The following is a 24407-nucleotide window of genomic DNA, read 5'->3' on the forward strand; positions in this document are numbered from 1 at the left end:
AAGCGGGGCTTTCGTCATGGGCGATACTGGGCTCGAACCAGTGACCTCCTGCTTGTCGAGCAGGCGCTCTCCCAGCTGAGCTAATCGCCCCTGGGATCGAGAAGAGTATCAACCGGCGTCGGGGAGTGGTGCGTGGATGTCGACGGCGTTGGGTGGTGCGTCGGTGCCCGGGATGTAGTCGCGGATCCAGAGCTCGCCGGTGTCCGGGAAGAGGTTGATCTCGGGTGCGAGCATGGTGCTGACGAGCAGGACGACGATGTCCGCGTCGCTCTCGTTGCGCAGCTCGTGCGCGCCGGCGCGGCCCGCAAGGAACGCGACGACCTCACCGCGAGCCAGGACGCGCTCGCCGTCCAGCGTCCGCAGCGTCGGCGTGCCCTCGACCACAACGAGCAGCTCCTCGTTGTGCAGGTGCGCGTGCAGCGGGAAGGTCGTCCCTCCTGGCGGCACGCGGAAGAGCGAGGAGCCGAGGCGTTCTGACCCCGCGGCCCGCCCAAGGCGCGCGCGGCGCCAGACGTAAGGCGGCTCGTCGCGGTCGACGTCGTACTCGGGCTCGTAGATGTTCGGCATCACGAGACGAGACGATCGGGCACGGCTCGACCGGACGCAACGCCGCTCGTGTCGTCTACCCTTCCCGATTGCACCCCGGCGCCCTGGCGGAGTGGCTACGCAGCGGCCTGCAAAGCCGTTTACACCGGTTCGATTCCGGTGGGCGCCTCTCGCGACCGGTTCATCGCGCGTCAATACGAGGTTCCACGGATGCGGTGGATCACCTCACCGGTCACCGTAGGCGCCGCATGCGCCGTCTCCTCGCCGTTGTCGTCCTCGCGCTGCTGGCCGCCGCGCCCGCCGCTCACGCCGTCGTCCCCGAGACCGCCGTCGGCGGGGCTGGGTCGAAGTGGTTCTCGGGCTCGCTGATCCAGCAGCCCGGGTCCAACTGCAGCGTCCTGGGCTCGCCCACCTCGGAGATCATGGTCAGCGCGATCGGCTCCTACGGCGGAACCGGTGGCGTGGTGAAGGTCGGCGACCAGTACTGGACGTCGCTGCTGGTGTCAGTGCCCGGGAACCCGTGCGGGGTCGGCTCGTCGGGCATCTCCACCGACTTGATCCTGCCCAAGGGCACCGCGATCGACGGCGGCCGCCCGATCCGCTGCTTCTACCTCCCGCGCGGCGCCAACACCAACGCCTTCCAAGAGGTCACGGGCCAGACCTGGAGCGCGTTTGGCTCCTCCGGGCCGATCTGCCCGTCCTCGCCGTCACCGTCGGCCTACCACGCCGGGGCCTACAACATCGGCTACCGGCCGTTGGCGTCCGGGGGCATGTTGGAGATCTTCGTCCCGGTCACGACCAACACCACGCTCAACGGCATGGGCGGCCCGGACAAGTTCTCGTGGTTGACCGACGCGACCGGCGTGTACGCCAACCCGGGCCTCAGCGAGGTGTGGGCCAACGTCTTCGCGGGGCAGGCCGGCGACCAGCCGTTCGTGTACTTCGCCCGCACCCCGTCGGCGATCTCGTTCTGGAAGGCCGACGCGCCCACCACGCCCAGCGACCTGCGCAACCGCACCGAGTTCTTCGCCAACTTCTACGTCGCGGGCAAGGCCGGGGCGGTGTCGTTCGAGATCCGCCGGACCGACACCAATGCCTTGGTGATCGACTCCTCCAACCCGGCGGCGGCGTTCAACGGGACGGTCGGCGCCGGCCAATCGCTGATCCAGCTCAACCCCGCCGCCGACGCGCGCGGGCCCAACGGCGGCTACGCGCCGTTCGCGTGGGATCCGCCGGGCGAGTGGGGCGTCCCAATGACCATCACCTGGAAGTTCACGCCCCAAGGCGGGAGCGCGGTGACCGGCGCGCAGTCGTTCCGGACGCTGCCAGGGCCGGACGCCGACGGCGATGGCGTGGCCGACAGCGCGGACGCCTGCCCGGCCGTGGCCGGGACGCTGGCCAATGGGTGCCTGCCGGCGGTCGAGCCGGATCCGGATGGCGACGGCGTCTTCGGCACCGCGGACGCGTGCCCGAACGCGGCGGGTCCCGGTCGGATCGACGGCTGCCCGGTCGGCGGTGGTGGCGACGGCTCAGGCTCGACGCCACTGCCGCCGAGCGGGCCGCCGCCAACGCCGGCGCCAGCCCCCGGGACAACGACCGTCACCCCCGCCCCGGCCGCACCGCAGCTCGTCGCGACCCTCGGCGCCGTCAAGCGCAACGCGCGCCTGACCTACGCGGCGCTCAAGCGCGGCGTGAAGGTGAAGGTGACGTGCTCGGCGACCGCGCGCGCCACGCTCGTCCTGGCCCGCGGAGGCTCGACACTCGCCAAGGCGACCGGGACCTGCAAGCGCTCCCTCACCCTGACGCTCAAGCCCTCCGCCAAGACCCTGGCCAAGCTCAAGCGGCTGAAGAAGCCGGCGAGCGCCACGCTGAAGGCGTCGCTCAGCGCCACCGGCGCGCAGGCGGGCAGCGCAACGGTCGCGGTCCGCGTCGGCTGAGCGGACGACCGATCGTCCGCCCCGCTCGCGATACTTCAGGGCGTGCAGCGCGTCCTGAAGATCCTGTCGATCGTCGCGGCCTACGCCGTCACGGTCGGGGGCGTCCTGGTCGCGCTCTTGCTCGCGATTCCGGACGAGCCGTGGCTGCCCGCGCTGGCCGCGATGGCGATCGTCCACCTCGGGTTCGGGCTGATCGTCGCGCGCGTGTGGACGGTCGTCCTGCCGCTGGTGGTCTGCGCGGTGGCGGTGGTCGCCGACGTCGGCGGCTTCTCGATCACCACGTTCCTGGTCGGCGTGCCCTGCGCGATGCTCTTGCTGGCGGGCACGTGGCTGCGAATCGGCTGGGACGACGGTGGCCGCGCCAAGGAGAAGGTGCCCTCCTTCGAGGACGACATCCAAGCCTTCGACGGGCGTCAGGCCTACATCGACGACCACCCCGAGCACGAAGCCGCCTGGAGCGGGTGAAACCTTCGGGGCCACGGGCGCGTTGCAAGGGATGCCATGTTCTTGAAGCCTTCCGTTCTCGCCTCCCTCGCCGTCGCTGCTGCTGCGGCGGCCGCGGTTCCCGCCACGGCCGGTGCCGCCTCGTGGTCGGCGCCCGTCGACGTCATCCCCGCCGGCTCGGCCCCCAACGCGCTCGTCTCGCCCGCGACCGGCAAGTCATTGGTCTTGGCCGGGAGCGGCAGCGATGCGCTGCTGGCGACCGGCACCGCCGCGGGCGTCTTCGGCTCCCCCGTGCCGATCGCGTCCGGCGCCTCGGCGCTGGGCCTGACCAGCGCGCTCGGCGCCGACGGGACGGTCGCGATCGGCTGGGCGGCCGGCGGGACCGGTCACGTGACGGTGCTGGCGCCGAACGGGAGCGTCCGCGCCGACGCGGCGCTGCCGGGCACAGGCGTCAACTCGATCGACGTGGGCGTGACGAGCGACGGTGCGATCGTCGTCGCGTACCGCACCAAGGAGAGCGCCAACTCCTACAGCTTGCAGGTGGCGACGATGCCCGCGGGGACGACGGCCTTCGGCGAGCCGGTCGCGCTGCAGAGCGGCGCGGCGGTCGACTCGATCGACGTCGCGACGGGCGGCGGCGGGGCCGTGGCGATCGCCTACCGGCAGCTCGGCGGCAAGTACCGCGCGCGGGTGGCGGTCAGGCCAGCGGGCGCGAGCGCGTTCGAGGCCGGTGTCGCGATGAGCCGCAGCGCCAGTGAGGGAGACGACTACTCGCCGCGCGTGGCGTTCGACGCCGACGGCACGCTCGTCGCGGTGTGGGGCAACGCGGGCGGGGCGCTGTACGCGCTGCGCCCGGCGGGTGCGGGCGCAGCGTTCGGCGAGGCCCAGCCGCTCGGCTCCGGCCCCGCCTATGACGTCGACCTCGTTCCGGCACCGGGCGGCGGCGCCGCCGTGTCCTACGCGGGCAGCGGCTCCGTCTGGGCCGCGTTGCAGGGCGCGCCGGGCGCCTCGTTCAGCGCGCCCGTCCAGGCCGGCCCGGCGTACAGCAGCCCCATCACGGTGGACACCGCCGTGACCGCCGCGCCCAACGGCACGGTGACCGCGCTCTGGGCCGACCCGACCACCGGCGCCGTCCACGCGGTCGACGCCGGCGGCGCCGACACGACCGTCGGTTACGGCTCCCGCGACGGCGTGACGCCCGTTTCGATCGCCAGCACCGGCGACCGCACGCTCGCCGCCTGGAAGACCGCCGCTGGAACGGTGGTCGCTGCCACACGCAGCGCAACCACCCGCGCCGCCAAGCCGGGCGAGCTCGGCCCCGCGCCCGCCGGCCTGGACACGACGCGCCCGAAGCTGACGCTCGTCGGCTTCTCCAAGCGGTTGAAGGTGTCCTCAAAGACCAAGTCGGTGGTCTTGAAGGCCAAGTGCTCCGAGGCCTGCAAGCTCTTCGTCACGTCGAACCTGCGCACCCAGCCTCAGGGCAGCAAGTCCCGCCAGCGCGTTGCACCCCTGCCGCCTTTCCAGACCAAGACGCCGCGCACCGGCACCCAGAAGATCACGCTGAAGCTCGGCAACTACGCGCTGAAGGACCTCCGCGCCGCGCTCAAGCGCAAGCACGGCGGCCAGCTCTTCGTGGTCGTCGAGGCCTCCGACGCGGCCGGGAACACCGCCCGCCAGAAGCTCCAGATCACGCTTAAGCCAACCCGGCGCTGAGTCGACACCACGCCGCCGACCTTCGCTAGACTGCCGTGACCACGCGGATGTAGCTCAGTTGGCTAGAGCGTCTGCTTGCCATGCAGAAGGTCGAGGGTTCGAGTCCCTTCATCCGCTTCGTTCAGAAGGCCCCGCTCCGGCGGGGCTTTCTGCGTCTCTGGGTCAGGCCGTCGAAGCGCGGACGCGGCGATAGCGCTCGTAGATCACGCGCGACTCGAAGGTCCTGACTTCGGCCAGCTCGAGCGGGACGTCCGTGGTGACCGGCGGCAGCAGCGGCGTGCCGCCTCCGACCAGGACGGGGTAGCGGAACATGCGCAGCTCGTCGAGAAGGCCGAGCTCGATGGCCTCCCCGACCAGTTGGGCACCGCCGATCGAGACGTCCTTGTCGGTCCCAGCGAGCGCCGCGGCGATCTCCTCGGCGACCGAGCCCTCAGCGAGCCGGGTGTTGCTGCCCTCAACGCGGTCGAGCGTGCGGCTGAAGACGACCTTCGGAAGCGCGCACCAGACGTCGGCGAAGGCCGACCGCGCTTCGTCGGCGCGCATGGACGGATCCGTCTCCCAGACGAGCATCATCTCGTAGAGGCGACGGCCGAGGAGGTACCCGCCGAGCTGACCTACTTGCTCGAGGTGGAAGCCGAACAGCTCATCGCTGGGTGGTGACCAGGCAAACGATCCTTGGCGGTCGTTGATGAAGCCATCGGCCGAGACGCCCATCGAGCAGAGCAACATGGGCGGACCTTACGTGGTCCCGCAGCGTGGCCGCCTATGAGGCGGGCGGTGTGTTGAAGCGGCCCGAGCCGCTGGAGAAGGCGTGCGACCAGACGACCGGGAAGAGCGGGTGGTCGAGTGGCGCGCCGGCCTCCAACTCGACGTCCGGGAACGGCGGCGAGGTGCGGTGTGGGCGCGGTGCCCAGGTGGCGTCGTCGCCGGTGAAGCGAACGCTGAACGCCCGGCGGCGTGCCGGGGAGCCGGCGGCGGCGTGCAGGGTCAGCATGTTGAAGGCCACGGCGTCGCCGGGCTGCAAGGCCCAGCCCTTGATCGGGAACGCGGCGCGGTCGGCGTCGACGTCCGGGACTTCCTCCAGCGCGCCTTCGTCGAAGACCATCGCGGTCTTCTTGACGAACGAGCGCGGCATGAACCACGGGCCGGCGTGCGTGCCGGTGACGAACTCCAGCGTCGAAGGCCGCGCGACTGGGTCCAGCGGGATCCAGAACGAGATCGTCTGCGCGCCGTCGATCGGGTAGTAGGGCTGGTCCTGGTGCCACGGCGAGCGGTCGAGCGTCCCCGGCTCCTTGACCAGCAGGTGGTCGTGGAACAGACGGACCTCCTGCGACCCCATCAACAACCCGGCCGCCGCGCCCAATGCCGACCCTCGGATGACCTGCTCGTACTCCTCGATCTGCTGCCAGTTGCGGAAGTCTTCGACGAACGCGCCGGGCTTGCCGGGCTCGGTCGCGTTCATGCCCAGCGGGCTGAGGTCGGCGAGGTTCTTGTCCACCCCGCGCACGAGCGTGTCGACCTCGTCGCCGGTCAGCAGCCCGCGCAGGACGACGACGCCGTCGCGCGCAAAGGCCGCGGCGTCCTCGGCGGTCGGCAGAGCGGCGGAGGGCGCGGGCGACGTGCTCATGACGCGACTCTAACCGGAGGGCGCGAGCCCGCGCCGGTGCGCCCAGAGCCGGTCGCCGGCCGCCCAGACGGCGAACGCCAGACCGCCGACCAACCCGGTCGCGGTCGCGAGCACGCCGGCGGCGGCCGCCGCGGCGACCCCACCGCTGCCGAGGATCAGGACGGTCGCGCCCGCGCCGACGCTCGGGCCGACCGGCAGCTGGCCGATCGCGACCATCGCTATCAAGACCGCGATCGAGTCGAAGATCGAAGCGTCGACGCCGACCGCGTGCAGGAGCAGCCAGTTGCGGGCGATCTGCGCGAAGACGGCGATCAACACCAATAGGAAGAGCGTCCGGCCGTCGCGCAGCGTGTGGAGAACCCGCAGGCCCTGCCAGAGCGGCCGCGTCGCGCGGACCGACATCCGACGCAGGCCGAAGGTGAGCGCGCCGATCACCGCGACGAAGATGATCGGGCACCACCACGGCAGTCCGAGCGGGCCGATCAGCGTCACGGACGTCGCCGCGGCCAGGCCGGCCTCGATCGCCAGGATCGGCAGCTCGGCGGCCAGCAGCGTCGGGACCGGCGGCGCGTCGGCGGGGCTGGACCGGCGCAGCGCCGCGATCCGCGCGACGGTCCCGAGCTGCGCGTTGAGCAGGCTGCCGACGTAGCCCATGCTCGACGCCCGATACAGCGGCCGTCGCGCGACCGTGCCGCCCGCGGCCTCGATCGTCCGGTGCCACGCCTCGGTGCGCGACAGCAGCGCGACGATCTGCAGGACCGCGGCGAGCGCCAGAACTCCAATCGACGCGCGTGACAACGCGGTCGCGAAGTCGTCGCGGTGGCCGGCAATCACGTAAGCCAACAGGCCCGCCGCAACCAGCGAGCCCACGACGGCGACGAGCTTGCGATGGCGCTCCAGGCCGCGGCGCGTGGCGGCCCAGGTGCGGCGCACCGCGGAAGCCGGCGCGGCGGGCGCGACGGCGGGAAGAACGGGCGCGGGCAGCGGCGGCCCCACGGGCAGGCGCAGCTCGTCGGACTGAACGGCCATGGAACCGAGGCTACGCGCGCCCGCGCCTCAGGTCCCTACAGCTATCCCCCGGCTGGGGCTCCGGCGTCCTCCCCGCCGCGCCAATCGCCGGCCACCATCCGGTTGGGCGCGGTCGTGTGCCAGGCGTGCGGGTCGTCGGCGTAAATCGCGTCGAAGAGCGCGCGGGCGGTGTCGGTGTGAAGCTTGTCGCGGACGCGCTCGCGGGTCGGGCGCAGCGACGTGACCAGCGCGGTGTCGGGCGTCTCGGTCAGCTCGAGGTCGCAGTCGAGGTTGTCGGCGTCCTTGACGATCCGGGCCTCGAGCGACGCTTGGGCGTGGTACTCGTCCCACAGCGCGCGGACGTCTTCCTCCAGCGACGTGCCGGCGACGGCGTCACCTAACGCGTCGTCTTCGCGCCGCTCGACGTACATCCGCGAGAGGTAATGCACATCGCCCGTGCGCGTCTCGGCCAGGTCGTGCACCAACGCGAGCTGCGCGCAGCGCGCGCCGTCGGCGCCCTCGCGCCGCGCGATCGCCATCGCGATCCACGCGACCCGCAGCGTGTGCTCGGCGACGTTGGCCATCCCCGCGCCGGTGAACTGCACCCACGTGCGCGCGACCCGGCGCAGCGAGCCGACCTCGTGCAGCAGCTCGACGTCGCGGGAGACCTCAGAGCTCATGCGCTCACCTTGAACTTGACGGTGGCCGACGGGGCGTCGTCCAGGATCACGAAGTGCGCGTGCAGGTGCGCGACCGAGCCGCCGTTGTACCTCATGTCGCCCGAGCGCATGACGGTCGCGGTGGCCAGCGGCGCGTGGCGGTCCTTCAGCAGCCGCTGCAAGGACCACAGCTCGGCCCCCGCCGCGTCTGGCAGCTCGTCGAACGACGCCACGTGCGTCCGCGGCACGATCAGGTAGTGCGCGACCGTCCCCGCGTAGGGATAGGCGTTGCGCGTGATGTACCAGAACTCGCCGCGGTGCTCGACCGGGTGCTCCTGGTGCTCGGCGACGTGCTCCTCGCAGAAGATGCAGATCCCGCGCTCCTCCAAGGACGACATGTACGCACGTTGGTCCTCGGTGCGCGCCGCGTCGAGGTAGTACAGGGTCTCAGCGCCGGTCATACACCTTGATGGTGAACTCGTGGCCGTTCTCGGCGATGGTCTGCGACGACGAGGACACGGCCCACTGCGCGGGGTCGAGCGCCGGGAAGAACGTGTCGCCGTCGACGTCCTCGACGATCTCGGTCGCGTACACGCGGTCGGCGAGCGGCAGCGTCTCGGCGTAGGTCTGCCCGCCGCCGATCACGAACGCGTCGGTGCCCGCAGCCGCCAGCGCGGACTCCAGCGACGTGTAGGCCTCGGCCCCGTCAAACGAGGACGACGACGAGAGCACGATGTTGCGCCGGTCGGGCAGCGGCCGGAACTTCTCCGGGATCGACTCATAGGTGTTGCGACCCATGATCACCGTCCCGCCCGTCGTCAGCTCGCGGAAGTGCTTCATGTCGCTCGGAAGGTGCCACGGCAGCCCGCCGTCGCGCCCGATCACGCGTGCGCTCCCCGCCCAGGCGACGACCAGCGAGATCACGTCAGGACCGGGATGCCGCGCATCGCCGGGTGCGGGTGGTAGTCGCTCAGCGCGAAGTGGTCGGCGCGGAAGTCGTGGATGTCGGTGACGCGCTTGCCGGCCTCGGTCAGCTCCAGCGTCGGCAGCGGCAGCGGGTCGCGCTCAATCAGCTCGTCCACGAACTCCACCTGGTTGGAGTAGATGTGGGCGTACTGGATCCAGTGCACGTACTCCACGAACTCGTAGCCCGTGAGCTGCTCGATCATCAGGCCGAGCGCCGTGTACTGCGCCATGTTGGACGGCACGCCGATCGGCGTGTCGCCCGAGCGCTGGTTGTGGATCAGGTGCAGCTTGTCGTTGAACACCAGCGCGTGGATCCACCCGTGGCAGGGCGCGATCGTGTTGCGCGACTTGACGCCGGCCTCGCGGTGGTTGGCGTTCGGGATCCACGGCGACATCACCGCGGTCCGGTCCAGCGGCAGGTCCTTCAGCTTCTGGATCAGGTGCGGGAGCTGGTCGAAGCCGGGGTCGTCGGGGTCGTCCAGGTTGGTGGTGAAGTTCCGGAACGCGTGCCCGTAGGAGCCCGGCCCGAGGTCGCCGTCTGCCAGCCCGCGTGACGACGTCTTAGCCGGCGTCGCCCACGCGTCCCACCAGTCGCAGCCGAACGCCCGGAACTCGTCCAGCGTGCGCGCGCCGTTGATGAACGCGCACAGCTCGCCGATGGCCTTGCTCACGAACCCGCCGATCGAGCGCTCGGTGATGATCGGCGCGCCATGGGCCATCGAGAAGCGCATCTGGTGGCCGGCGACCGCCAGCGCGGTCTCGCCCTGCTTGGTCTCGACCTGCACGCCCGTCTCGCGGATCGTGCGCAGCATGTCCTGGTACTGGCTGCTGGGACGGCGCTCGTCGAAGGGCAGGTAGGTCGGCATACGAGGGACATGCTAGGAGCGCGTCGGACGGAATCCGGATGGCCCCGAACGATCCGCCGGAACCCCATCTATCCTTCCGCGCATGGCCGCCACCAGCGGCGTCCTGAGCTCGGACGTCAACTTCGCCGACCGCCTGGTCCCGTCCCTCGAGGAGATGACCCGCGTCGTCTCCCACCTGCGGGGGCTCGGCTACCGCATCGTGCTGACCTCGGGGTCCTTCGACCTCATCCACCTCGGTCACGTCAAGTACCTCGCGCGCGCGAAAGAGCTCGGCGGGATCCTGGTGGTGGGCGTGGACAGCGACGCGAAGATCCGCCGCCGCAAGGGCGACGACCGCCCGATGGTCCCCGAGAACGAGCGCCTGGAGCTCTTGGCCCACCAGCGCCCGGTCGACCTGATCTACCTCAAGCGCGAGGAGGACCCACAGTGGGGACTGATCCGCGCCGTCGAGCCCGAGGTCCTCGTGCTCACCGCCGATCACTCCTACACGCCCGAGCAGCTCACGGCGCTGGAGGAGGTCGTCGGCGAGGTCGTCGTGCTGGAGCGCCAGTCGTCGGTGACGACCTCGGAGCGGATCCGCCAGATGTACATGAACCTCGGGGACAAGCTCGGGCCCAAGCTCGCCGAGGTCCTGCCGGGGCTGATCGACGAGACGCTGCGGCGCGGACGATGACGGACCGCTCTCCGTCTGCGGCTCGGCCGTGCCGGCGGCGCGGCCGGTAGATGGCTCGATGAGCGAGGTCGTCCTCGCCTACGTCCCGGTCCTGCACGAGGGGTACCGGCGCTTCCTGGAGCGCCACGCGCGCGACCGGCGCGTCTTCGTGATCGGGCCGGAGCTGCACGCCGACTACCGGCCGCTGGCCAAGGACGTGCGGGCGCTCGACGCGCAGGACGCCGCGGGCGCGCTGGCGTCGCTGGGGATCGCGACGAGCGTCGCCGTGCTCGACGCGACCAGCGCCGAGCAGCTCGCGGCAGAGGACAGCCTGTCGCTGATCCTCCCGGCCGAGGACGTCAGCTACGCGGTCGTCGAGCGCTGGTTCCCCCGCGCCGCGGTCCGCTACGACCCGGTCTTCCTGCGCTGGGACAAGACCAAGACCGTGCAGATGCTCGACCCGGGGCCCGAGCGCGTGACCACGGACGCCGAGGATGCCGAGCTGGCGGCGCTCGCGGAGGACGCGGCCGACGGGTCACTTGACTGGTGGCGCCAGGTCGGCGCCGCGATCCGCTTCGCCGACGGCACCACCGCCGCCGCGGCCAACGTCCACCACCCGCATCCGCAGGCGCCCTACGTGGCAGGCGACCCGCGCTCGAACTTCACGCAGGGCGTCGAGCTGGAGCTGTCGACCGCCACCCACGCCGAGGCCGGGCTGATCGCCCGCGCCGCCCGCGAGGGCCGCGCGACCGACGGGGCGACGATCTACGTCACCGACTTCCCCTGTCCCCCGTGCGCCAAGCTGATCGCCAACGCCGGCTTCTCGCGCCTCTACTACCGCCGCGGCTACGCGGTGCTCGACGGGCGCGACGTGCTGGAGGCGGCCGACGTCGAGATCGTCGCCGTTACGGTCAAGGATCTGGAGCATCCAGCCGACTAACCGACCATGGAGCGAGCAGGCGCCATCCGGACGGGCGACGCGCGGCGCGTCGACCTCGACCTTTCCCCCATCACGCCCGAGCACGTCCTCGAGGGCGAGCCGATCGCGCGCAGCACGCAGCTGACCGCGTCGGACTGCGGCGCGGTCACGACCTACGTCTGGGACTGCACGGCGGGGCGCTTCCACTGGTACTTCGGCGTCGACGAGGTCGTCCACATCCTCGACGGCGAGGTCCACGTCACCGACGACGACGGCACCCAGCACGTGCTGCGCGCGGGCGACGTCGGCCACTTCCCGCTCGGCAGCCACTCGATCTGGCACGTGCCGGAGTACGTGCGCAAGTTCGCCGTCCACCGCGCCCCGGCGCGGCGGCCGCTGGTCCGGCGCGCGGCAGGACGGGTGCGGCGCCTGGCGCTGGGCCTCAACGCGCTGGCGCTGCCGGCGATCGAGCTCCTGCCGGTCTAAGGGCTAAAGCGCCGCGGCGTCCAGCGCCTGGTTGACCAGCGCGTCGGCGTCCGCGTTCTGCGCGCGGGGCACGGAGCGGATCGACCAGGACTCGAAGGCAGCCAGTGCCTCGGCGGCCTGGGCGTGCAAGGCCTTCATGTCAGGGTGCTTGACCTTGTACTCGCCGTTGACCTGCTTGGCGACGAGCTCGGAGTCGTTGATGACCTCGACGCGGGTGGCGCCCAGCGCGCGCGCTCGTTCGAGGCCGAGCAGGAGCCCGCGGTACTCCGCCACGTTGTTGGTGGTCTCGCCGAGGTAGGCCGAGGCCTCGTCCAGCACCGCGCCGCTCGACGCGTCGCTGAGCACCGCCGCAGCGGCCGCCGGGCCGGGATTGCCGCGGGCTCCGCCGTCGACGTGGACGACGACGTCCAGCGCCACGGTCACTCCGGGTCGAGCTGCGGGAACTCGCCGGGGACGCGTGCGCGACGGCGGTCGCGCAGCTCGCGGCGGTGCTCGCCGTTGTCGGATCCGCGATCGCGCCGCTCAGACTTGCGGCGGTCGATGATGACCTCGACGTTGGGATCTTCGGAGTAATACGACGTCAGCTGGTCGTACAACTCCGGTGCCAGCTCTTGTGGGACGACGCAGTAGATCATCGCTCGATACCCCCCGGCGGCGAACCCTAAGCCAGCGAGGCTGCAGGGTGCAAACGACCGCTGTCGTCGGCCGCCGCGTTCGGCGTCTGGTCGATCGTGTCCAGCTCGGACAGCTCCGAGCCCTGCGCGGCGACGCGCACGCCCGCCGCCTCGTTGCCCAAATCCACTTCAAAGCGGTACCAGGACAGCTCCCACGCGACGACGATCGTCACGACGCTGCCCTCGGTCTTCGACGGCCGCGCGCTGACGATCGGCGCGCCCAACGAGCGTGCGACGCCGGCGACGGTGCGGACCTGCGGCGACCCGTTGAAGAGCTCCATCGCGCGACCGACCTTCAGCTCCGCGTTGGTCGGCACGCCGTGGACGTCGCGCTGCGTGTAGAGCGTGTGGTCCAGCGGCTCGGCGACCTCGGGCTCCGGCGCGGCCGCGGCGGGCAGGGGCGCTGGCGCCGGCGCGTCGTCGTAGAACGGCGGCTCGTCGTCGCGCGGGTAGGCGTTGTCGGCCTCCACGCGCTCGACGTGCGCGCGCGGGCGCGAGTACGGCAGCTCGTCGGGCGCCAGCTCGCGCTCGCCGACGCGGGGCTCGCGGCGGCTGCGCAGGCGCGAGAGCAGCGAGCCCCGGCGGTTGCGTCCGTCGCGGCCGCGGGCCACGACGTCGTCCAGGCCTTCGCGGATCCAGCCCTCGTGCACGGCGCGTCCGGTGCACAGTTCACACACGCTGCGACGCTGGCCGCCCGCGATGAACACGTCGTGATGCTCGCCGCGCAGCAGCGTGCGGCCGCAGACGTCGCATGTGACGACGACGGGGTTTGTGGTGATCGACTTGCGGGTCAAGTCGCCGCCCACGGTAGCGAAGTGCCTCTTGGCACCGGCCTCCCGCAACGGCGCATGCGTTTAGGCGTGTGCCGCCTCCTCCTCCTTGGCCGCCGCCGCGACCACCTTGCTGGCCAGGTGCCCCGGCACCTCCTCGTAGCGCACGAACTCCATCGTGTAGTCGCCCTGCCCGCCGGTGATCGCGCGCAGGTCGGGCGCGTAGGTGAGCATCTCCGCCATCGGGACCTCGGCCTTGACCTCCGTCATGCCGGTCGCGCTGGGCTCCATCCCCTGCGGCCGCCCGCGCCGCGAGTTGAGGTCGCCGATCACATCGCCGACCGAGTCCTCAGGCACCGAGAGCGTCACCATCATGATCGGCTCCAGCAGGACCGCGCCCGCAGCCTCCATCGCTTGGCGCATCGCGATCGCGCCCGCGGTCTTGAACGCCTGCTCGGACGAGTCGACCGAGTGGTAGGACCCGTCGAAGACCGTCACGCGGACGCCCTTGAGCGGGTAGCCGGCGATCGGGCCGTGGGCCATCGCGTCCAGGACGCCCTTCTGCACCGCCGGGATGAAGCCCTGCGGGATCACGCCGCCCTTGATCGCGTCCACGAACTCGAACTCGCCTTCGGGATGCGGCTCGATCGTGATGTGGCAATCGCCGAACTGGCCGCGGCCGCCGGTCTGCTTCTTGTGGCGGCCGTGCGCCTTGGCCGGCCGACGAATCGACTCCTGGTATGGCACCCGCGGCGGCTTGAGCGTGACCTCGACGCCGAAGCGCGACTTCAGCCGGTCGACGACCACCTCGACGTGCATCTGCGACAGGCCCGCGACGATCTCCTCACCGGTCTGCCGGTCGCGGTGCAGGTCGATCGTCGGGTCCTCCTCCTGGAGGCGCCGCAGCGCGGTGAAGACCTTCTCCTCGTCGCCCTTGGCCTTCGCCTCGATCGCGAACGCCATCACCGGCGCCGGGAGCCTGATCGCCGGCATCGCGATCGGCTCGTCGACCGCCGCCAGCCAGTCGCCGGCGCGCGTCTCCTTCAACTTGGCCACCGCGCCGATGTCGCCGGGGCCGAACTCGTCGACGGTCTCGGACTCCTTGCCGGAGAAGCGGATCAACTGGCCGATGCGCTCCTTGCTGTGGGAGCGGGTGTTGAGCACGTGGCTGTCGTGGGCCATCACGCCCTGGTAGACGCGGAACAGGTTGATGCGGCCCGCGAACGGGTCGGCGCGCGTCTTGAAGACGTAGGCGAACAGCTCCTTGTCCTCGACCGGCTCCAGCGCGACGTGGTCGGTGACCTCCATGAGGCCGTGCTTGACCGGCGACGGCAGGTCCTCCACGATCGCGTCGAGCAGGCGGTTGGTGCCGAGGTTGCGCGTCGCGACGCCGCAGACGACGGGGAAGATCCCGCCGTGGTTGGTGCCGTCCTTGAGCGCGGCGACGATCTCGTCGTGGGAGATCTCGCCGCCTTCGAGGTAGCGCTCCATGAGCGTGTCCGAGACCTCGGCGACCTCGTCCATCAACTTCTCGCGGTATTCCTCGGCGGTCGCGCGGAGGTCGTCCGGGATCGGGATCTCTTGGCAGTTGTCGCGGCCGGCGCCGTCGTAGGCGTAGGCCTTCATGTCGACCAGGTCGACGACACCGGAGACCTCGTGCTCGGCGCCGATCGGGATCTCGACGGCGACGACGTGCGGCCCGAACGCGGCCTTGAGGCCGTCGAGCGACCGGAAGAAGTCCGCGCGCTCGCGGTCCAACATGTTCACGTACACCATGCGCGCGAGGTCGAGCTCGGACGCCCGATCCCACAGCCGGATCGTCGAGACCTCCACGCCCATCATCGCGTTGATGACGAAGACGGCCGACTCGCAGACGCGCAGGGCGCCGAGCGCGTCGGCCACGAAGCTCGGCTCGCCGGGCGTGTCGAGCAGGTTGATCCGCCGGTCCTGCCATTCGAACGAGTTCAGCGCGGCGCCGATCGACATCCCGCGCGCCTGCTCGTCCGGCTCGCTGTCTGAGAGCGAGGTGCAATCCGCGACGCTGCCTAGGCGGTTCGTCGCCTGTGCCTGGAAGAGCAGCGCTTCAAACAGCGACGTCTTGCCGCATCCGCGGTGGCCGACAAGGGCCACATTGCGGATGCGATCCGCAGCCTTGTGCATGCCCAGGCTCCTTTCCTCGGAGGCCGCCTCCAAATGCGCCCGGGACCCGTTTGACTCAGGCGCCCGCGGCCTGATGTTCGGTGCGGCGACCCTAGCGGCAAACGGCACAAGGCCGCAAGCGGCAGACATGCCCGGCGTCAGAGCCGACCCGCGGCGCGGACGTTCGGTGCGCCGTGCTACTCGGTCTCGATCAGCCGCGCACGCAGCCGCAGCACGGCCTTCGTATGCAGCTGCGAGATGCGCGACTCGGTGACGCCCAGGACCTCGCCGATCTCACGCAGCGTCAAGTTCTCGTAGTAGTACAACGCGACCACGAGCTTCTCGCGCTCGGGCAGTCGCGCGATCGCGTCGGCCACACGGTCCTTGAGGTCCGTCTGGTCCATCACCGCGGCCGGGTCCGGCGCGTTCTCGTCGGTCAGCGTGTCCAGCAGCGACACGGCGTCTCCGCTCGAGTCGCCGACCGTCCACAGCTCGTCCAGCGCCGCAACCGAGGAGTTGGAGATCTGGAGCAACGACTCCTGGAACTCGTCGGTCGTCACACCGAGCTCGCGCGACATCTCCTCGTCGGTCGGCGCGCGCTGCAGCTGGTGCTCGAGCTTGGTGTTGGCCTTCTCGATCTCGCGGGCCTTGGCGCGGACGGAGCGCGGCACCCAGTCCAGGGAGCGCAGCTCGTCGATGATCGCGCCCTTGATGCGGGTGATCGCGTAGGTCTCGAACTTGATCTCGCGCTCGAGGTCGAAGCGCTCGATCGCGCTGATCAGGCCGACCAGCCCGTAGGAGATGAGGTCGGCCTCTTCGACGTGTGCCGGCAGGCCCGAGGCCATGCGGCCAGCGACGTACTTGACCAGCGGCGAGTACGCGACGACCAGCCGTTCGCGCGCATGGACATCCCCCGTCGCCTTGTAGCGGCGCCAGAGGTCCCGTAGCTCAATCGCCTTGACGTTTGTCTCCATCCGTGTCCCCGACTTGCTCATGCCCTCGGATGCGCCCGCGCATACGCTGACTTGAGCCTCGCGGACTCTACACGGGTATAGATCTGCGTCGTGGAGATGCTGCTGTGGCCGAGCATCTCCTGGATCGCGCGGAGGTCGGCGCCGCCGTCCAAAAGGTGGGTCGCGAACGAGTGACGCAGCGCATGTGGGTGCGCGCCGCCTTGCAGCGCGGCACGCTTGGACCAGACGCGCAAACGCCGCCGGACGTCGCTTGTGGACAACCGCTTGCCGGACTTGGACAGAAACAGCGCGGGCTCGGCGCGATCAGTCTGCAACGCGGGACGCGCGCGTTCCACATACCTCGTCAGGGCGCGGACGGCGGCCTCGCCCACGGGGACGATCCGGGTCTTGCCGCCCTTGCCCTCGACGCGGACCTCCTCGGCGTCGAAGTCCAACGAGGGCGTGTTGAGGTTGACGAGCTCTTCGGCGCGCAGGCCGCACGCGTAGGCCAGCTCGAACAGCGCGCGGTCGCGGACGTCCAGCGGCGTGGTCTGCGGGATGCGATCCAGCAGCTCGGCGACCTCGTCGGCCTTTAGGACGCGCGGCAGCTTGGATGGCTTCTTTGGCGCCGGGACCAGGTCGGCGGGGTTGGCAGGCATGACGCCGTGCTCGCGCAAGGTCCGGTAGAGAGCGCGTAGCGCGGCGAGCTTGCGGGCGACGGTCGCCGGGACGACGTCACGCTCGCCGAGCGCTTGGGCGTAGCGGCGCAGGACGCGCGTGGTGACGTCGGTCGGCTCGCAACCCTGGGTCGTGCACCAGAGCGCGAACTGCGAGCAGTCAAAGCCATAGGCGCGGCGGGTGCGCTCGGCGGCGCCGCGGCGGACGAGGTCGGCCTCGAAGAGGCGCAGGGCATCGGTCCACGCTTCGCTCAGCGCGGGCCTATCCTCCGTGGGCGTGGGACTCTTCTTCATCGACACCAACTCCGGTCAGGTCGCCACGCACGCGCAGCTGATCGAGGCGGGCATCTCGCCGCCCAGCGACGACCCGCCGCGGCCCTGGCATCGAGTCCGCGGGGACATCGACGGAACGACCATGTGGTACGCGGTGCTGCGCAAGAGAACGCACGGGATCTTCATCGGCACGCTCGTTCTTCGCCACTCGGACCGCCAGGCCTCCCTGCTGGAGGACGGCTGGGAAGAAGTCCCAATCGACGCTATTCGCGACGTGGACCTCACCGCCGGCTAGGCGATGAGGATCGGCGCGCCGACCGGGACCCGCGGGTAGAGCTCTTCGACGTCGGCGATCCGCATGCGCACGCAGCCGTGGGAGGCGGCGTGGCCGATCGAGCCGTACTCGGACGGGTCGACGCCGTGGATCCCCGCGCCGTTGAAGATCCCCAGCCAGCGGGCCTTCAGCGGGTTCGCCGCCGTGCCGCCCGGGACGACCGTGCCCTGCTCATCCTTCGGGACCCAGTCGCTGTAGGGCTTGGTCCAGGCGGGGTTAACCGCCTTGTTCTGGATGTGGTAGAGCCCCTCGGGCGTGTCGCGGCCGACCGCGCCGATCGCCACGCTGTAGGTCTTGGCCAGCTTGAGGTTCTTGTAGAGGCGCAGCTCGAAGTGCTCGCGGTCGACGACGAGCATGGTCGCGGCCTGCTGCTCGATCGCGGCCTCGGTGACCTTCGGCTGAACGTGCCTGGTCGCCGCGCTGAAGCGCCGCTTGGCGTCGGGTGCGACGAGCGCGGTCTTGATCTTCCTGTGCAACGAGGTCGCGTCGACCGCGAGGCCGTCGTGCGACGGCGTCGTCTTCGGGCCCTGAAGCGTGTACTTGACCGTCGCGTTCATCGCGGGCCGGTCGATCGAGCGGCGCACGCGGTCCAGCATCCGGATGATCGCGGCGTCGGAGAACGTGACCTTCGGCTCGAGCTTGGCGTCGATCGACTCGCCGGTGACGCCGCGCCAGGCCCGCTGCACCATGTTGCCCTCGCGGCTGCGCAGCAGCGCCTCGTCGACGGTGGCGGTGAGGTTGGTCGCGACCTTCGCCTCGCGCGCGCTCAGCGTCCAGCGCTTGTTGCCGTGGTCCACGACGACCGCCTGGTTGAGCGGATCGAGGATCTCGGCGCGCAGCTTGGCCTCGGCCGCCGCGCGCTTGAGCCCCCCGACGTCCACCCCGCCGATCGTCACGCCCTTGGCGATCGTTTCCTGACGACCGTGGTCGTAGACGTACGTGCCGATGGCGAGCGCGGCAATGGTGGCGACGATGACGGCGCCGGCGATGAAAGGACGGGTGAGCAACACTGAGTGCGAGGAGGGGCCCTGGAGAGTGTCAGGGTAGTCGGTCGGACAACCCGAGAAAACCCCTGCAAGGACCGCTGCCCGCCGGATCGGGCGCGTCGGCGTGCTTCAAATTGTCAGCGAGCGGACGTCTGCGGTTCGCCCAACAGGCGGTCGATGCCCCGCAAGACGGTCTGGCGCGCGGCGTTCGCGGCCTCGTGATCGCGCAATGCGCGGAGATCGTCGTGGCCCAGCGACGGCAGGATCGCGAGGATCTCCCGCGCGGGCAGCGAGGCGTAGGGCGTCGTGGGCGCCGCGATGGGCGCGGGCGAGTCCCCGTCTCCCGCCTGCTCCTCGGCCAGCCGCGCCCGGGGCGCGCTGTTGGACGGCCCCAGCTGCGGCCGCGCATTGGCCTGCCGCACGCTCGGGCTGAAGCGCAAGAACTCCTCGACCGCGGACTCATAGCGGTACGACGTCCCCGTCACCCCGCGCAGGATCGGCTCCAGGCGCTGCTGCTCGCGCAGCTTGAGGACCGTCTCGCGTGTCGTGTGCTGGTAGACGAACCCGGTCGCCTTGTAGCGGCGGTTGTCCAGCGCTCGGCCAAAGCGCAGCTGCGGGAGCATCTCGGCCTGGATCGGCAGCCCGGCACGGCGCGCGACCGTCGTCGCCAGGCCCGTTCCCCACGGCGGCAGGATCGGCAACAGCGGCTTGCCGAGCAGGTCGGCGACCTCGCTGAGGACCAGGACGCCGTCGGCCGCGCAGTTGAACGTGCCGTCGAGGTCGTAGAGGACCGCGTGCTGGAGGCAGTTGGCCATGTCCTCCTCGTGGATGAACTGGACCCGCGGGTCGAAGCCGAGGATCGCCGGGATCGCCGACAGGCCAAGGTAGGTCTGCCACGAGGTCCGCAGGTCCGGGCCCAGCGCGTTGGCGAAGCGCAGCGTCGTGACCGTGACGTCCGGGTTCTTGTGGCGGAAGTCGCGGACGTTGGCCTCGGCCTCGCAGATGTCGCGCTCGATCGGCGTCGTCGGCGCGTGCGGGCGGCGCATCGTCTCGGTGAAGAACGCCGGGTCGTCCTGCTCGGCGCCGTAGTAGCGGGCGCTCGACTTGAACACCAACTTGCGCACGGGCGAGTCCGGCCCGCCCGCCGCGGCCAGGACGTTCATGGTGCCGATGACGTTGTTCTCGTGCGCGCGGGAGCGCGACGTGACGATCGAGTCGACGACCAACCTCGTGTCCACGATCGTGTCGATCTCCGCGGCGTCCACGATCCGGCGGATGAGGCTGTGGGCATCTGAGACCTGGACGAACTCCGTGCGCTCCAGCGCGAGCTTGGGCGGCGTGCGGTCGATCCCGATGACGGTCTCGATCTCCGGGTCGCGCTCCAGGGCCTGCGCCAGGCGCGCGCCCCAGTAGGTCGACAGGCCCGTGATGAGGATGCGGCGAGAGCGCATGCCGCTATCCGAACCAGACGGACTTGCGCTTGCCGAGCATGTCCAGCAGCTCGTCCTGGATCGTCGCGCGGATGTCGTGCGCGATCGTCTGCACGAGCGCCTGGTCCTCCCATGGCTCGTCGACGCCCAGGTCGTCGGTCGGCACCGGCGGCAGGAAGCGGATCTTGAACTTGGCGGGCAGGTAGGCGGTGCCGAGCAGGCCGAAGTGCGGGAACAACGGCGTGATCGGGAAGTAGATGAGGCCCGTGAGCTTCTGCAGCGGGCGGACGTGGGCGAAGATCGGCTGGGCCTCCTCGGCGCCGATGACCGCGATCGGGACGATCGGCGCCTTGGCGCGCATCGCCGCCTCGACGAAGCCGCCGCGGCCGAAGCGGCGCAGGCGGTAGCGCTCCTTGTAGAGCTTCTCGGTGCCCTTGCGACCCTCGGGGAAGACGAGCACGAGCTGCTGCTCGTCGTGCAGCAGGCGGTGGACGTTGGCCGGGTGTGCGGTGACGCCGCCGATCTTGGGCAGCAGCATGCTCAGTCCCGGATAACCCCGAAAAAAGTTCTCCATCGTGAGGTGCAGGGGCCGCGGGTGAGCGTGCTCCTCCTTGATCGCCTTGGCGATCATCGGCGCGTCGGGCGGCAGCGCGCCGCTGTGGTTGGACACCAACAACGCGCCGCCGTCGGACGGGACGTGCTCGATGCCCTCCACCTCGGTGCGAAACCACAGGTGGTAGTAGAAGTCATACAACGTGCGGTCGAAGAAGCCCTCGACGCGCTCGCTGCGGCCCCAGTCGCTGACCTGGCGGTCGGGCTCGATCGGCGCCAGGTACGGGCGCAGATCGGGCTCCTCGGGGCGCTCTGCGACCTCTTGGCCGGCGCTCCCTGGCGCCGCGGGCGCCGGTGCGTCGTCGACCAGCGCCAGCCGGTCGTCCTCGTCGATCCGCGCGGGCTCCTGCTCGCCCTGCCGCAACGTGCTCCGGGTCGTGTTCGCCATCCCGCCGGGGATTGTCCCAGGCGGGGGCGTGCTAAGCGACCGAGGTCTTGGTCTTGGCCAGCAGCGGGGCGAGCTTGGCGGCCAACTGCGCCCAGTCCTTGGCGCACATGACGTCTTCAATCTCGCAGACGTCGGCGTTCCACGGGTGGTGGATCGTCGCCACGCGGATGCCGCGCTCCATCGCCCGCTCGATGTTCTTGGGACTGTCGTCGATCAGCAGGTCGATGCTGATCTCGGTGCAGCGCGTGACCTTGTCGTCAGAGCAGTAGAGCTCGTCGTACTTCAGGCCGATCGCGTCGAGCCACTGCTCGGTGGCCGCGTGCGCGCGCTGCGCGCGGTGGCTCGTGATGTGGATGAAGTGGCCGTCGGCGTGCCACGCGTTGACGGTCTCGACGGCCTTGTCGTACGGGCGACCCGCGAGGATCGCCGCGTCGGCGTGGGTCTCGTCAATCACGCAGCGGAGCTGCTCGGGCTTCAGGCGGGTGATCCCCCAGTCGAACTGCTCCTCGTAGGGCAGGTCGATCCCGAAGCGGCGCTGGGCGGCGTCTGAGAGGACGTCCCAGTAGTGGTGGAGGGTGGAGTCGATGTCGATCGCGATGCGCATAGGTGTGACCCGGTGCGCCGACGGCCGTCTCCTCCCGCGGCGACGACGCTCCGGGACGTATCGTAGGGCCATGGCGAGCGTGACGATGCCGGACCAGCCGACCGTGGCCGTCGACCTATACGGACCGGCAGGTAGAAGCCTGTGGCTCGACATCGACTGGCGACAGCACCAGCGCTGGGTCGAGGTGGCCGGACGACCAGTGAACGTGATCGACATCGGGCCGGGGCCTGATGCGGGCGCCGCCCACGGCACGATCGTCTGGATCCACGGCCTCTCCGGCTCCTGGCAGAACTGGCTGGAGAACCTGCCCGTGCTGGCGGCGGCTGGCTGGCGCTGCATCGCGATGGACCTGCCCGGCTTCGGCGCGTCGCCGATGCCAGCGGAGAAGATCTCGATCACGGGCTACGCGGGGATCGTCGACGAGCTGCTGCGCGGGCTGGGCGTGACGCGTGCGGTCGTGGTCGGCAACTCGATGGGCGGCTTCGTCGGTGCCGAGATCGCGCTGCGGTTCCCGACGTGGGTCGACCGGTTGGTGCTGGTCTCCCCCGCGGGCCTGACGATCGAGTCCCAGCGCAACGTCTACCGCGCGGCGCGGCTGACGGCGAACATCACGGCGGCGAGCGCGGGCTGGCTGGCCTCGCGCGCCGACTCCGCCGTCCGCCGTCCACGGCTGCGCAAGCAGCTGCTGGCGATCGTCGCGGCGCATCCGGGCCGGCTGCCGGCTCCGCTGGCCGCCGAGCAGCTGCGCGGCTCGGGCAAGCCCGGGTTCGTCCCTGCTTTGGATGCCCTGACGTCGTACCCGATCCGCGACCGGCTGCCGGAGATCACCGTCCCCACGCTGGTCGTGTGGGGCACCAAGGACCCGCTGATCCCGGTGCGTGACGCGTGGGAGTTCGGGAAGCTGATCCCGGGGTCGCGCGTGGTCGTCTACGAGGAGACGGGCCACGTGGCGATGCTGGAGCGCCCGGTGGCGTTCAACGCGCTCGTCGAGGAGTTCTTGGAGGACTAGGTCGTCACCGCGCCCTGGCCGGCGCTGCCGACCAGCTTGGCGTACTTGGCCAGGACGCCCGTGGCGTCGGGGCTGACGGGCGGGTCGTAGGCGGCCACGCGCTCGGCGATCTCCGCGTCGTCGAGGTCGACGTCGATGCGCTTGGCGTCGACGTCGATGGTGATGACGTCGCCGTCGTGGACGGCGGCGATCGGGCCGTTGAGCGCCGCCTCGGGCGCGACGTGCCCGCCCATGAAGCCGTGCGTCGCGCCGGAGAAGCGCCCGTCGGTCAGCAGCGCCACGTGCTCGCCGAGGCCGGCGCCATTGAGCGCGGCGGTGACCGCGAGCATCTCGCGCATCCCGGGACCGCCCACCGGCCCCTCGTTGCGGATGACGAGGACGTCGCCCTGCTCGATGGTGCCGGCGAGCACCTCGCGCATCGCGGCCTCCTCGCCTTCGAAGACCCGCGCGGGACCTTGATGGTGGCGTCGCTCGTGGCCGGCGAGCTTGACGACGCAGCCGTCGGGCGCGAGGTTGCCGCGGAGGATCGCGAGACCGCCGCTCGGTTTGATCGCCTCGCTCATCTCGCGCACGACCACTTGCCCTTCCGCCTCTTCCGCCGCCCGCGCGATCTCCCCCACCGTCCGGCCCGTCACCGTCGGCGCGTTCTCGTTCAACCGCCCGAGCTGTTGTAGGCGCTTCAGCACGAGCGGGACGCCGCCCGCCGCGTAGAGGTCGACCGCGACGTACTTCCCGCCCGGAGCCAGATCGCACAGCAGCGGCGTCGCGTCGGAGATGCGGTCGAAGTCGTCGATGCTCAGCGCGACGCCCGCCTCGTGCGCGACCGCGAGCAGGTGGAGCACCGCGTTGGTCGAGCCGCCGCTGGTCGCGACGGCGGCGATCGCGTTCTCGAGCGAGTCCTTGGTGATCACCTGCCGCGCGGTGACGCCGCGCTTGAGCACCTCCACGATGAGTTGCCCGGCCTCGAAGGCGACCTTCTGCTTGGTCTCGGCCTCAGCCGGAACCATCGACGAGCCTTCGGGCGAGATCCCGAGGACCTCGAAGGCCATGGCCATCGTGTTGGCGGTGAACTGCCCACCGCACGCGCCCGCGCCCGGGCCCGGGCTGGCGACGCCCTCCAGCTCGTGCAGCTCCGCGTCGGTCATCTTGCCCGCGGCGTGCGCGCCGACCGCCTCGAAGACCGCCTGGATCGTGACGTCCTTGCCCTGGAAGCGGCCGGGCCGGATCGAGCCGCCGTAGAGCATGAGTGACGGCAGATCCAGCCGCGCGAGCGCCATCACGGTGCCGGGCAGCGTTTTGTCGCAGCCGCTCAGCGCGACGACGCCGTCGAACAGATGGCCGCGCGCGACCAGCTCGATCGAATCGGCGATCACCTCGCGGGAGACGAGGCTCGTCTTCATGCCGGAGGTGCCCATCGTGATCCCGTCGGAGATCGCGACCGTGTTGAGCTCCATCGGCGTCCCGCCCGCCGCCCGGATCCCGTCCTTGACGTGCTTGGCCAGCATCCGCAGGTGGAAGTTGCACGGCATCGTCTCGATCCAGGTGTTCGCCACGCCGATGATCGGCTTGGCGAGGTCCTCGTCGGAGTAGTTGATGCCCTTGAGGTAGGCGCGAGCGGCGGCGCGCTCCGGGCCCTCGGTCAGCGCGCGGCTCTTGTGCTTGGGGTCCACGATCCGTGGGCTACCCCGCGGCGTGCCGCGTCTCCCCTACGCGCGGCCCATCGCCGGCGCGGCCG

27 protein-coding genes and 3 tRNA genes are annotated in these 24407 nt (G+C 70.8%); 10 read left to right on the forward strand and 20 right to left on the reverse strand.

The window, feature by feature from the left end; all coding sequences use genetic code 11:
• Positions 1-17 precede the first annotated feature (17 nt).
• Positions 18-90 (reverse strand) — tRNA-Val (locus ACT01A_RS04055).
• 18 nt (positions 91-108) lie between these two features.
• On the reverse strand, positions 109-567 hold the full coding sequence (locus ACT01A_RS04060) for a cupin domain-containing protein (protein ID WP_445150964.1): 459 nt from the start codon (positions 565-567) through the stop codon (positions 109-111).
• 77 nt (positions 568-644) lie between these two features.
• Here ACT01A_RS04060 and ACT01A_RS04065 point away from each other — a divergent pair.
• The 5 genes from ACT01A_RS04065 to ACT01A_RS04085 all read left to right on the forward strand — a co-directional run bounded on the left by ACT01A_RS04065 (position 645) and on the right by ACT01A_RS04085 (position 4757).
• Positions 645-715, forward strand: a tRNA-Cys gene (locus ACT01A_RS04065).
• A 79-nt stretch (positions 716-794) separates the two neighbouring features.
• Positions 795-2483, forward strand: a complete 1689-nt coding sequence (locus tag ACT01A_RS04070; RefSeq protein WP_445150965.1) for a thrombospondin type 3 repeat-containing protein — start codon at positions 795-797, stop codon at positions 2481-2483.
• 42 nt (positions 2484-2525) lie between these two features.
• Positions 2526-2948, forward strand: a complete 423-nt coding sequence (locus tag ACT01A_RS04075) for a hypothetical protein (RefSeq protein WP_445150966.1) — start codon at positions 2526-2528, stop codon at positions 2946-2948.
• A 42-nt stretch (positions 2949-2990) separates the two neighbouring features.
• Positions 2991-4640, forward strand: coding sequence for a hypothetical protein (locus ACT01A_RS04080; protein WP_445150967.1), 1650 nt, complete (start codon positions 2991-2993; stop codon positions 4638-4640).
• Positions 4641-4683: 43 nt separating this feature from the next.
• Positions 4684-4757: transfer RNA gene (locus ACT01A_RS04085), tRNA-Gly, on the forward strand.
• Positions 4758-4802: 45 nt separating this feature from the next.
• On the opposite strand, the gene ACT01A_RS04090 is transcribed toward ACT01A_RS04085, so the two are convergent.
• Genes ACT01A_RS04090 through thyA form a run of 7 tightly spaced genes read right to left on the reverse strand, consistent with a single transcriptional unit; the run spans position 4803 to position 9766 of the window.
• Positions 4803-5369 (reverse strand): dihydrofolate reductase family protein, encoded by a 567-nt coding sequence (locus ACT01A_RS04090; RefSeq protein ID WP_445150968.1) that lies wholly within the window; start codon positions 5367-5369, stop codon positions 4803-4805.
• A gap of 34 nt (positions 5370-5403) precedes the next feature.
• Positions 5404-6267, reverse strand: a complete 864-nt coding sequence (locus ACT01A_RS04095; protein ID WP_445150969.1) for a phytanoyl-CoA dioxygenase family protein — start codon at positions 6265-6267, stop codon at positions 5404-5406.
• A 9-nt stretch (positions 6268-6276) separates the two neighbouring features.
• Positions 6277-7296 (reverse strand): lysylphosphatidylglycerol synthase domain-containing protein, encoded by a 1020-nt coding sequence (locus ACT01A_RS04100; protein ID WP_445150970.1) that lies wholly within the window; start codon positions 7294-7296, stop codon positions 6277-6279.
• Positions 7297-7337: 41 nt separating this feature from the next.
• Positions 7338-7955, reverse strand: a complete 618-nt coding sequence (locus ACT01A_RS04105) for an HD domain-containing protein (RefSeq protein ID WP_445150971.1) — start codon at positions 7953-7955, stop codon at positions 7338-7340.
• Positions 7952-8395, reverse strand: coding sequence for an HIT family protein (locus ACT01A_RS04110; protein WP_445150972.1), 444 nt, complete (start codon positions 8393-8395; stop codon positions 7952-7954). The genes ACT01A_RS04105 and ACT01A_RS04110 overlap by 4 nt, the downstream gene beginning before the upstream one ends.
• The gene (locus tag ACT01A_RS04115) at positions 8382-8858 is read right to left on the reverse strand and encodes a dihydrofolate reductase (RefSeq protein WP_445150973.1); all 477 of its coding nucleotides are present in this window, start codon (positions 8856-8858) and stop codon (positions 8382-8384) included. Before ACT01A_RS04115 ends, ACT01A_RS04110 begins: the two co-directional genes overlap by 14 nt.
• Complete coding sequence (gene thyA / locus ACT01A_RS04120; RefSeq protein ID WP_445150974.1) at positions 8855-9766, reverse strand: thymidylate synthase; 912 nt, start codon at positions 9764-9766, stop codon at positions 8855-8857. Before thyA ends, ACT01A_RS04115 begins: the two co-directional genes overlap by 4 nt.
• Before the next feature lie 82 nt (positions 9767-9848).
• Between thyA and ACT01A_RS04125 the strand changes: the two genes are divergently transcribed.
• Genes ACT01A_RS04125 through ACT01A_RS04135 form a run of 3 tightly spaced genes read left to right on the forward strand, consistent with a single transcriptional unit; the run spans position 9849 to position 11823 of the window.
• Positions 9849-10439: an adenylyltransferase/cytidyltransferase family protein gene (locus ACT01A_RS04125; protein ID WP_445150975.1), complete on the forward strand. Its 591-nt coding sequence runs from the start codon at positions 9849-9851 to the stop codon at positions 10437-10439.
• Between the two features lie 58 nt (positions 10440-10497).
• Positions 10498-11358 carry a deoxycytidylate deaminase gene (locus ACT01A_RS04130; protein ID WP_445150976.1) on the forward strand — a complete coding sequence of 287 codons (861 nt, stop codon included), beginning with the start codon at positions 10498-10500 and terminating at the stop codon, positions 11356-11358.
• Positions 11359-11364: 6 nt separating this feature from the next.
• A complete protein-coding gene (locus tag ACT01A_RS04135; RefSeq protein ID WP_445150977.1) occupies positions 11365-11823 on the forward strand; it encodes a cupin domain-containing protein in 459 nt (152 codons plus the stop codon).
• Positions 11824-11826: 3 nt separating this feature from the next.
• Here the strand turns inward: ACT01A_RS04135 and ACT01A_RS04140 are convergent, their stop codons facing one another.
• The 6 genes from ACT01A_RS04140 to ACT01A_RS04165 form a co-directional block, all read right to left on the reverse strand.
• Positions 11827-12240, reverse strand: coding sequence for a reverse transcriptase-like protein (locus ACT01A_RS04140; RefSeq protein ID WP_445150978.1), 414 nt, complete (start codon positions 12238-12240; stop codon positions 11827-11829).
• A 2-nt stretch (positions 12241-12242) separates the two neighbouring features.
• The gene (locus ACT01A_RS04145; RefSeq protein WP_445150979.1) at positions 12243-12458 is read right to left on the reverse strand and encodes a hypothetical protein; all 216 of its coding nucleotides are present in this window, start codon (positions 12456-12458) and stop codon (positions 12243-12245) included.
• A gap of 26 nt (positions 12459-12484) precedes the next feature.
• Positions 12485-13291 carry a hypothetical protein gene (locus tag ACT01A_RS04150; RefSeq protein WP_445150980.1) on the reverse strand — a complete coding sequence of 269 codons (807 nt, stop codon included), beginning with the start codon at positions 13289-13291 and terminating at the stop codon, positions 12485-12487.
• 60 nt (positions 13292-13351) lie between these two features.
• Positions 13352-15427, reverse strand: a complete 2076-nt coding sequence (gene fusA, locus ACT01A_RS04155) for an elongation factor G (RefSeq protein ID WP_445150981.1) — start codon at positions 15425-15427, stop codon at positions 13352-13354.
• A gap of 176 nt (positions 15428-15603) precedes the next feature.
• Positions 15604-16401, reverse strand: coding sequence for an RNA polymerase sigma factor WhiG (whiG, locus tag ACT01A_RS04160; RefSeq protein ID WP_445150982.1), 798 nt, complete (start codon positions 16399-16401; stop codon positions 15604-15606).
• The gene (locus ACT01A_RS04165; RefSeq protein ID WP_445150983.1) at positions 16398-17330 is read right to left on the reverse strand and encodes a tyrosine recombinase XerC; all 933 of its coding nucleotides are present in this window, start codon (positions 17328-17330) and stop codon (positions 16398-16400) included. The genes whiG and ACT01A_RS04165 overlap by 4 nt, the downstream gene beginning before the upstream one ends.
• On the opposite strand from ACT01A_RS04165, the gene ACT01A_RS04170 reads away from it, so the two are divergent.
• Positions 17314-17604: a hypothetical protein gene (locus tag ACT01A_RS04170; protein ID WP_445150984.1), complete on the forward strand. Its 291-nt coding sequence runs from the start codon at positions 17314-17316 to the stop codon at positions 17602-17604. The genes ACT01A_RS04165 and ACT01A_RS04170 overlap by 17 nt on opposite strands.
• Here the strand turns inward: ACT01A_RS04170 and ACT01A_RS04175 are convergent.
• The 4 genes from ACT01A_RS04175 to ACT01A_RS04190 form a co-directional block, all read right to left on the reverse strand.
• Positions 17601-18650: a L,D-transpeptidase family protein gene (locus ACT01A_RS04175; protein ID WP_445150985.1), complete on the reverse strand. Its 1050-nt coding sequence runs from the start codon at positions 18648-18650 to the stop codon at positions 17601-17603. The two genes, ACT01A_RS04170 and ACT01A_RS04175, sit on opposite strands and share 4 nt — an antisense overlap.
• A gap of 116 nt (positions 18651-18766) precedes the next feature.
• On the reverse strand, positions 18767-20080 hold the full coding sequence (locus tag ACT01A_RS04180; RefSeq protein ID WP_445150986.1) for an NAD-dependent epimerase/dehydratase family protein: 1314 nt from the start codon (positions 20078-20080) through the stop codon (positions 18767-18769).
• A 4-nt stretch (positions 20081-20084) separates the two neighbouring features.
• Positions 20085-21059, reverse strand: coding sequence for a lysophospholipid acyltransferase family protein (locus tag ACT01A_RS04185; protein WP_445150987.1), 975 nt, complete (start codon positions 21057-21059; stop codon positions 20085-20087).
• A 31-nt stretch (positions 21060-21090) separates the two neighbouring features.
• A complete protein-coding gene (locus ACT01A_RS04190) occupies positions 21091-21663 on the reverse strand; it encodes a 5' nucleotidase, NT5C type (protein ID WP_445150988.1) in 573 nt (190 codons plus the stop codon).
• 70 nt (positions 21664-21733) lie between these two features.
• Between ACT01A_RS04190 and ACT01A_RS04195 the strand changes: the two genes are divergently transcribed.
• The gene (locus ACT01A_RS04195) at positions 21734-22672 is read left to right on the forward strand and encodes an alpha/beta fold hydrolase (RefSeq protein WP_445150989.1); all 939 of its coding nucleotides are present in this window, start codon (positions 21734-21736) and stop codon (positions 22670-22672) included.
• Here the strand turns inward: ACT01A_RS04195 and ilvD are convergent.
• Positions 22669-24342 carry a dihydroxy-acid dehydratase gene (ilvD, locus tag ACT01A_RS04200; RefSeq protein ID WP_445150990.1) on the reverse strand — a complete coding sequence of 558 codons (1674 nt, stop codon included), beginning with the start codon at positions 24340-24342 and terminating at the stop codon, positions 22669-22671. The genes ACT01A_RS04195 and ilvD overlap by 4 nt on opposite strands.
• Between the last annotated feature and the right edge of the window lie 65 nt (positions 24343-24407).

It is taken from the genome of Baekduia sp. Peel2402, from assembly GCF_052567285.1.

What these genes read in the sequence shown, in the direction of transcription:
- ACT01A_RS04110 (WP_445150972.1), bottom strand. Translation starts at nt 8,395, where the DNA reads ATGACCGGCGCTGAGACCCTGTACTACCTCGACGCGGCGCGCACCGAG.
- ACT01A_RS04180 (WP_445150986.1), bottom strand. Translation starts at nt 20,080, where the DNA reads ATGCGCTCTCGCCGCATCCTCATCACGGGCCTGTCGACCTACTGGGGC.
- ACT01A_RS04185 (WP_445150987.1), bottom strand. Translation starts at nt 21,059, where the DNA reads ATGGCGAACACGACCCGGAGCACGTTGCGGCAGGGCGAGCAGGAGCCC.
- ACT01A_RS04125 (WP_445150975.1), top strand. Translation starts at nt 9,849, where the DNA reads ATGGCCGCCACCAGCGGCGTCCTGAGCTCGGACGTCAACTTCGCCGAC.
- ACT01A_RS04060 (WP_445150964.1), bottom strand. Translation starts at nt 567, where the DNA reads ATGCCGAACATCTACGAGCCCGAGTACGACGTCGACCGCGACGAGCCG.
- ACT01A_RS04100 (WP_445150970.1), bottom strand. Translation starts at nt 7,296, where the DNA reads ATGGCCGTTCAGTCCGACGAGCTGCGCCTGCCCGTGGGGCCGCCGCTG.
- thyA (WP_445150974.1), bottom strand. Translation starts at nt 9,766, where the DNA reads ATGCCGACCTACCTGCCCTTCGACGAGCGCCGTCCCAGCAGCCAGTAC.
- whiG (WP_445150982.1), bottom strand. Translation starts at nt 16,401, where the DNA reads ATGAGCAAGTCGGGGACACGGATGGAGACAAACGTCAAGGCGATTGAG.
- ACT01A_RS04135 (WP_445150977.1), top strand. Translation starts at nt 11,365, where the DNA reads ATGGAGCGAGCAGGCGCCATCCGGACGGGCGACGCGCGGCGCGTCGAC.
- ACT01A_RS04095 (WP_445150969.1), bottom strand. Translation starts at nt 6,267, where the DNA reads ATGAGCACGTCGCCCGCGCCCTCCGCCGCTCTGCCGACCGCCGAGGAC.
- ACT01A_RS04145 (WP_445150979.1), bottom strand. Translation starts at nt 12,458, where the DNA reads ATGATCTACTGCGTCGTCCCACAAGAGCTGGCACCGGAGTTGTACGAC.
- ACT01A_RS04105 (WP_445150971.1), bottom strand. Translation starts at nt 7,955, where the DNA reads ATGAGCTCTGAGGTCTCCCGCGACGTCGAGCTGCTGCACGAGGTCGGC.
- ACT01A_RS04070 (WP_445150965.1), top strand. Translation starts at nt 795, where the DNA reads ATGCGCCGTCTCCTCGCCGTTGTCGTCCTCGCGCTGCTGGCCGCCGCG.
- ACT01A_RS04090 (WP_445150968.1), bottom strand. Translation starts at nt 5,369, where the DNA reads ATGTTGCTCTGCTCGATGGGCGTCTCGGCCGATGGCTTCATCAACGAC.
- ACT01A_RS04190 (WP_445150988.1), bottom strand. Translation starts at nt 21,663, where the DNA reads ATGCGCATCGCGATCGACATCGACTCCACCCTCCACCACTACTGGGAC.
- ACT01A_RS04165 (WP_445150983.1), bottom strand. Translation starts at nt 17,330, where the DNA reads ATGAAGAAGAGTCCCACGCCCACGGAGGATAGGCCCGCGCTGAGCGAA.
- ACT01A_RS04195 (WP_445150989.1), top strand. Translation starts at nt 21,734, where the DNA reads ATGGCGAGCGTGACGATGCCGGACCAGCCGACCGTGGCCGTCGACCTA.
- ACT01A_RS04130 (WP_445150976.1), top strand. Translation starts at nt 10,498, where the DNA reads ATGAGCGAGGTCGTCCTCGCCTACGTCCCGGTCCTGCACGAGGGGTAC.
- fusA (WP_445150981.1), bottom strand. Translation starts at nt 15,427, where the DNA reads ATGCACAAGGCTGCGGATCGCATCCGCAATGTGGCCCTTGTCGGCCAC.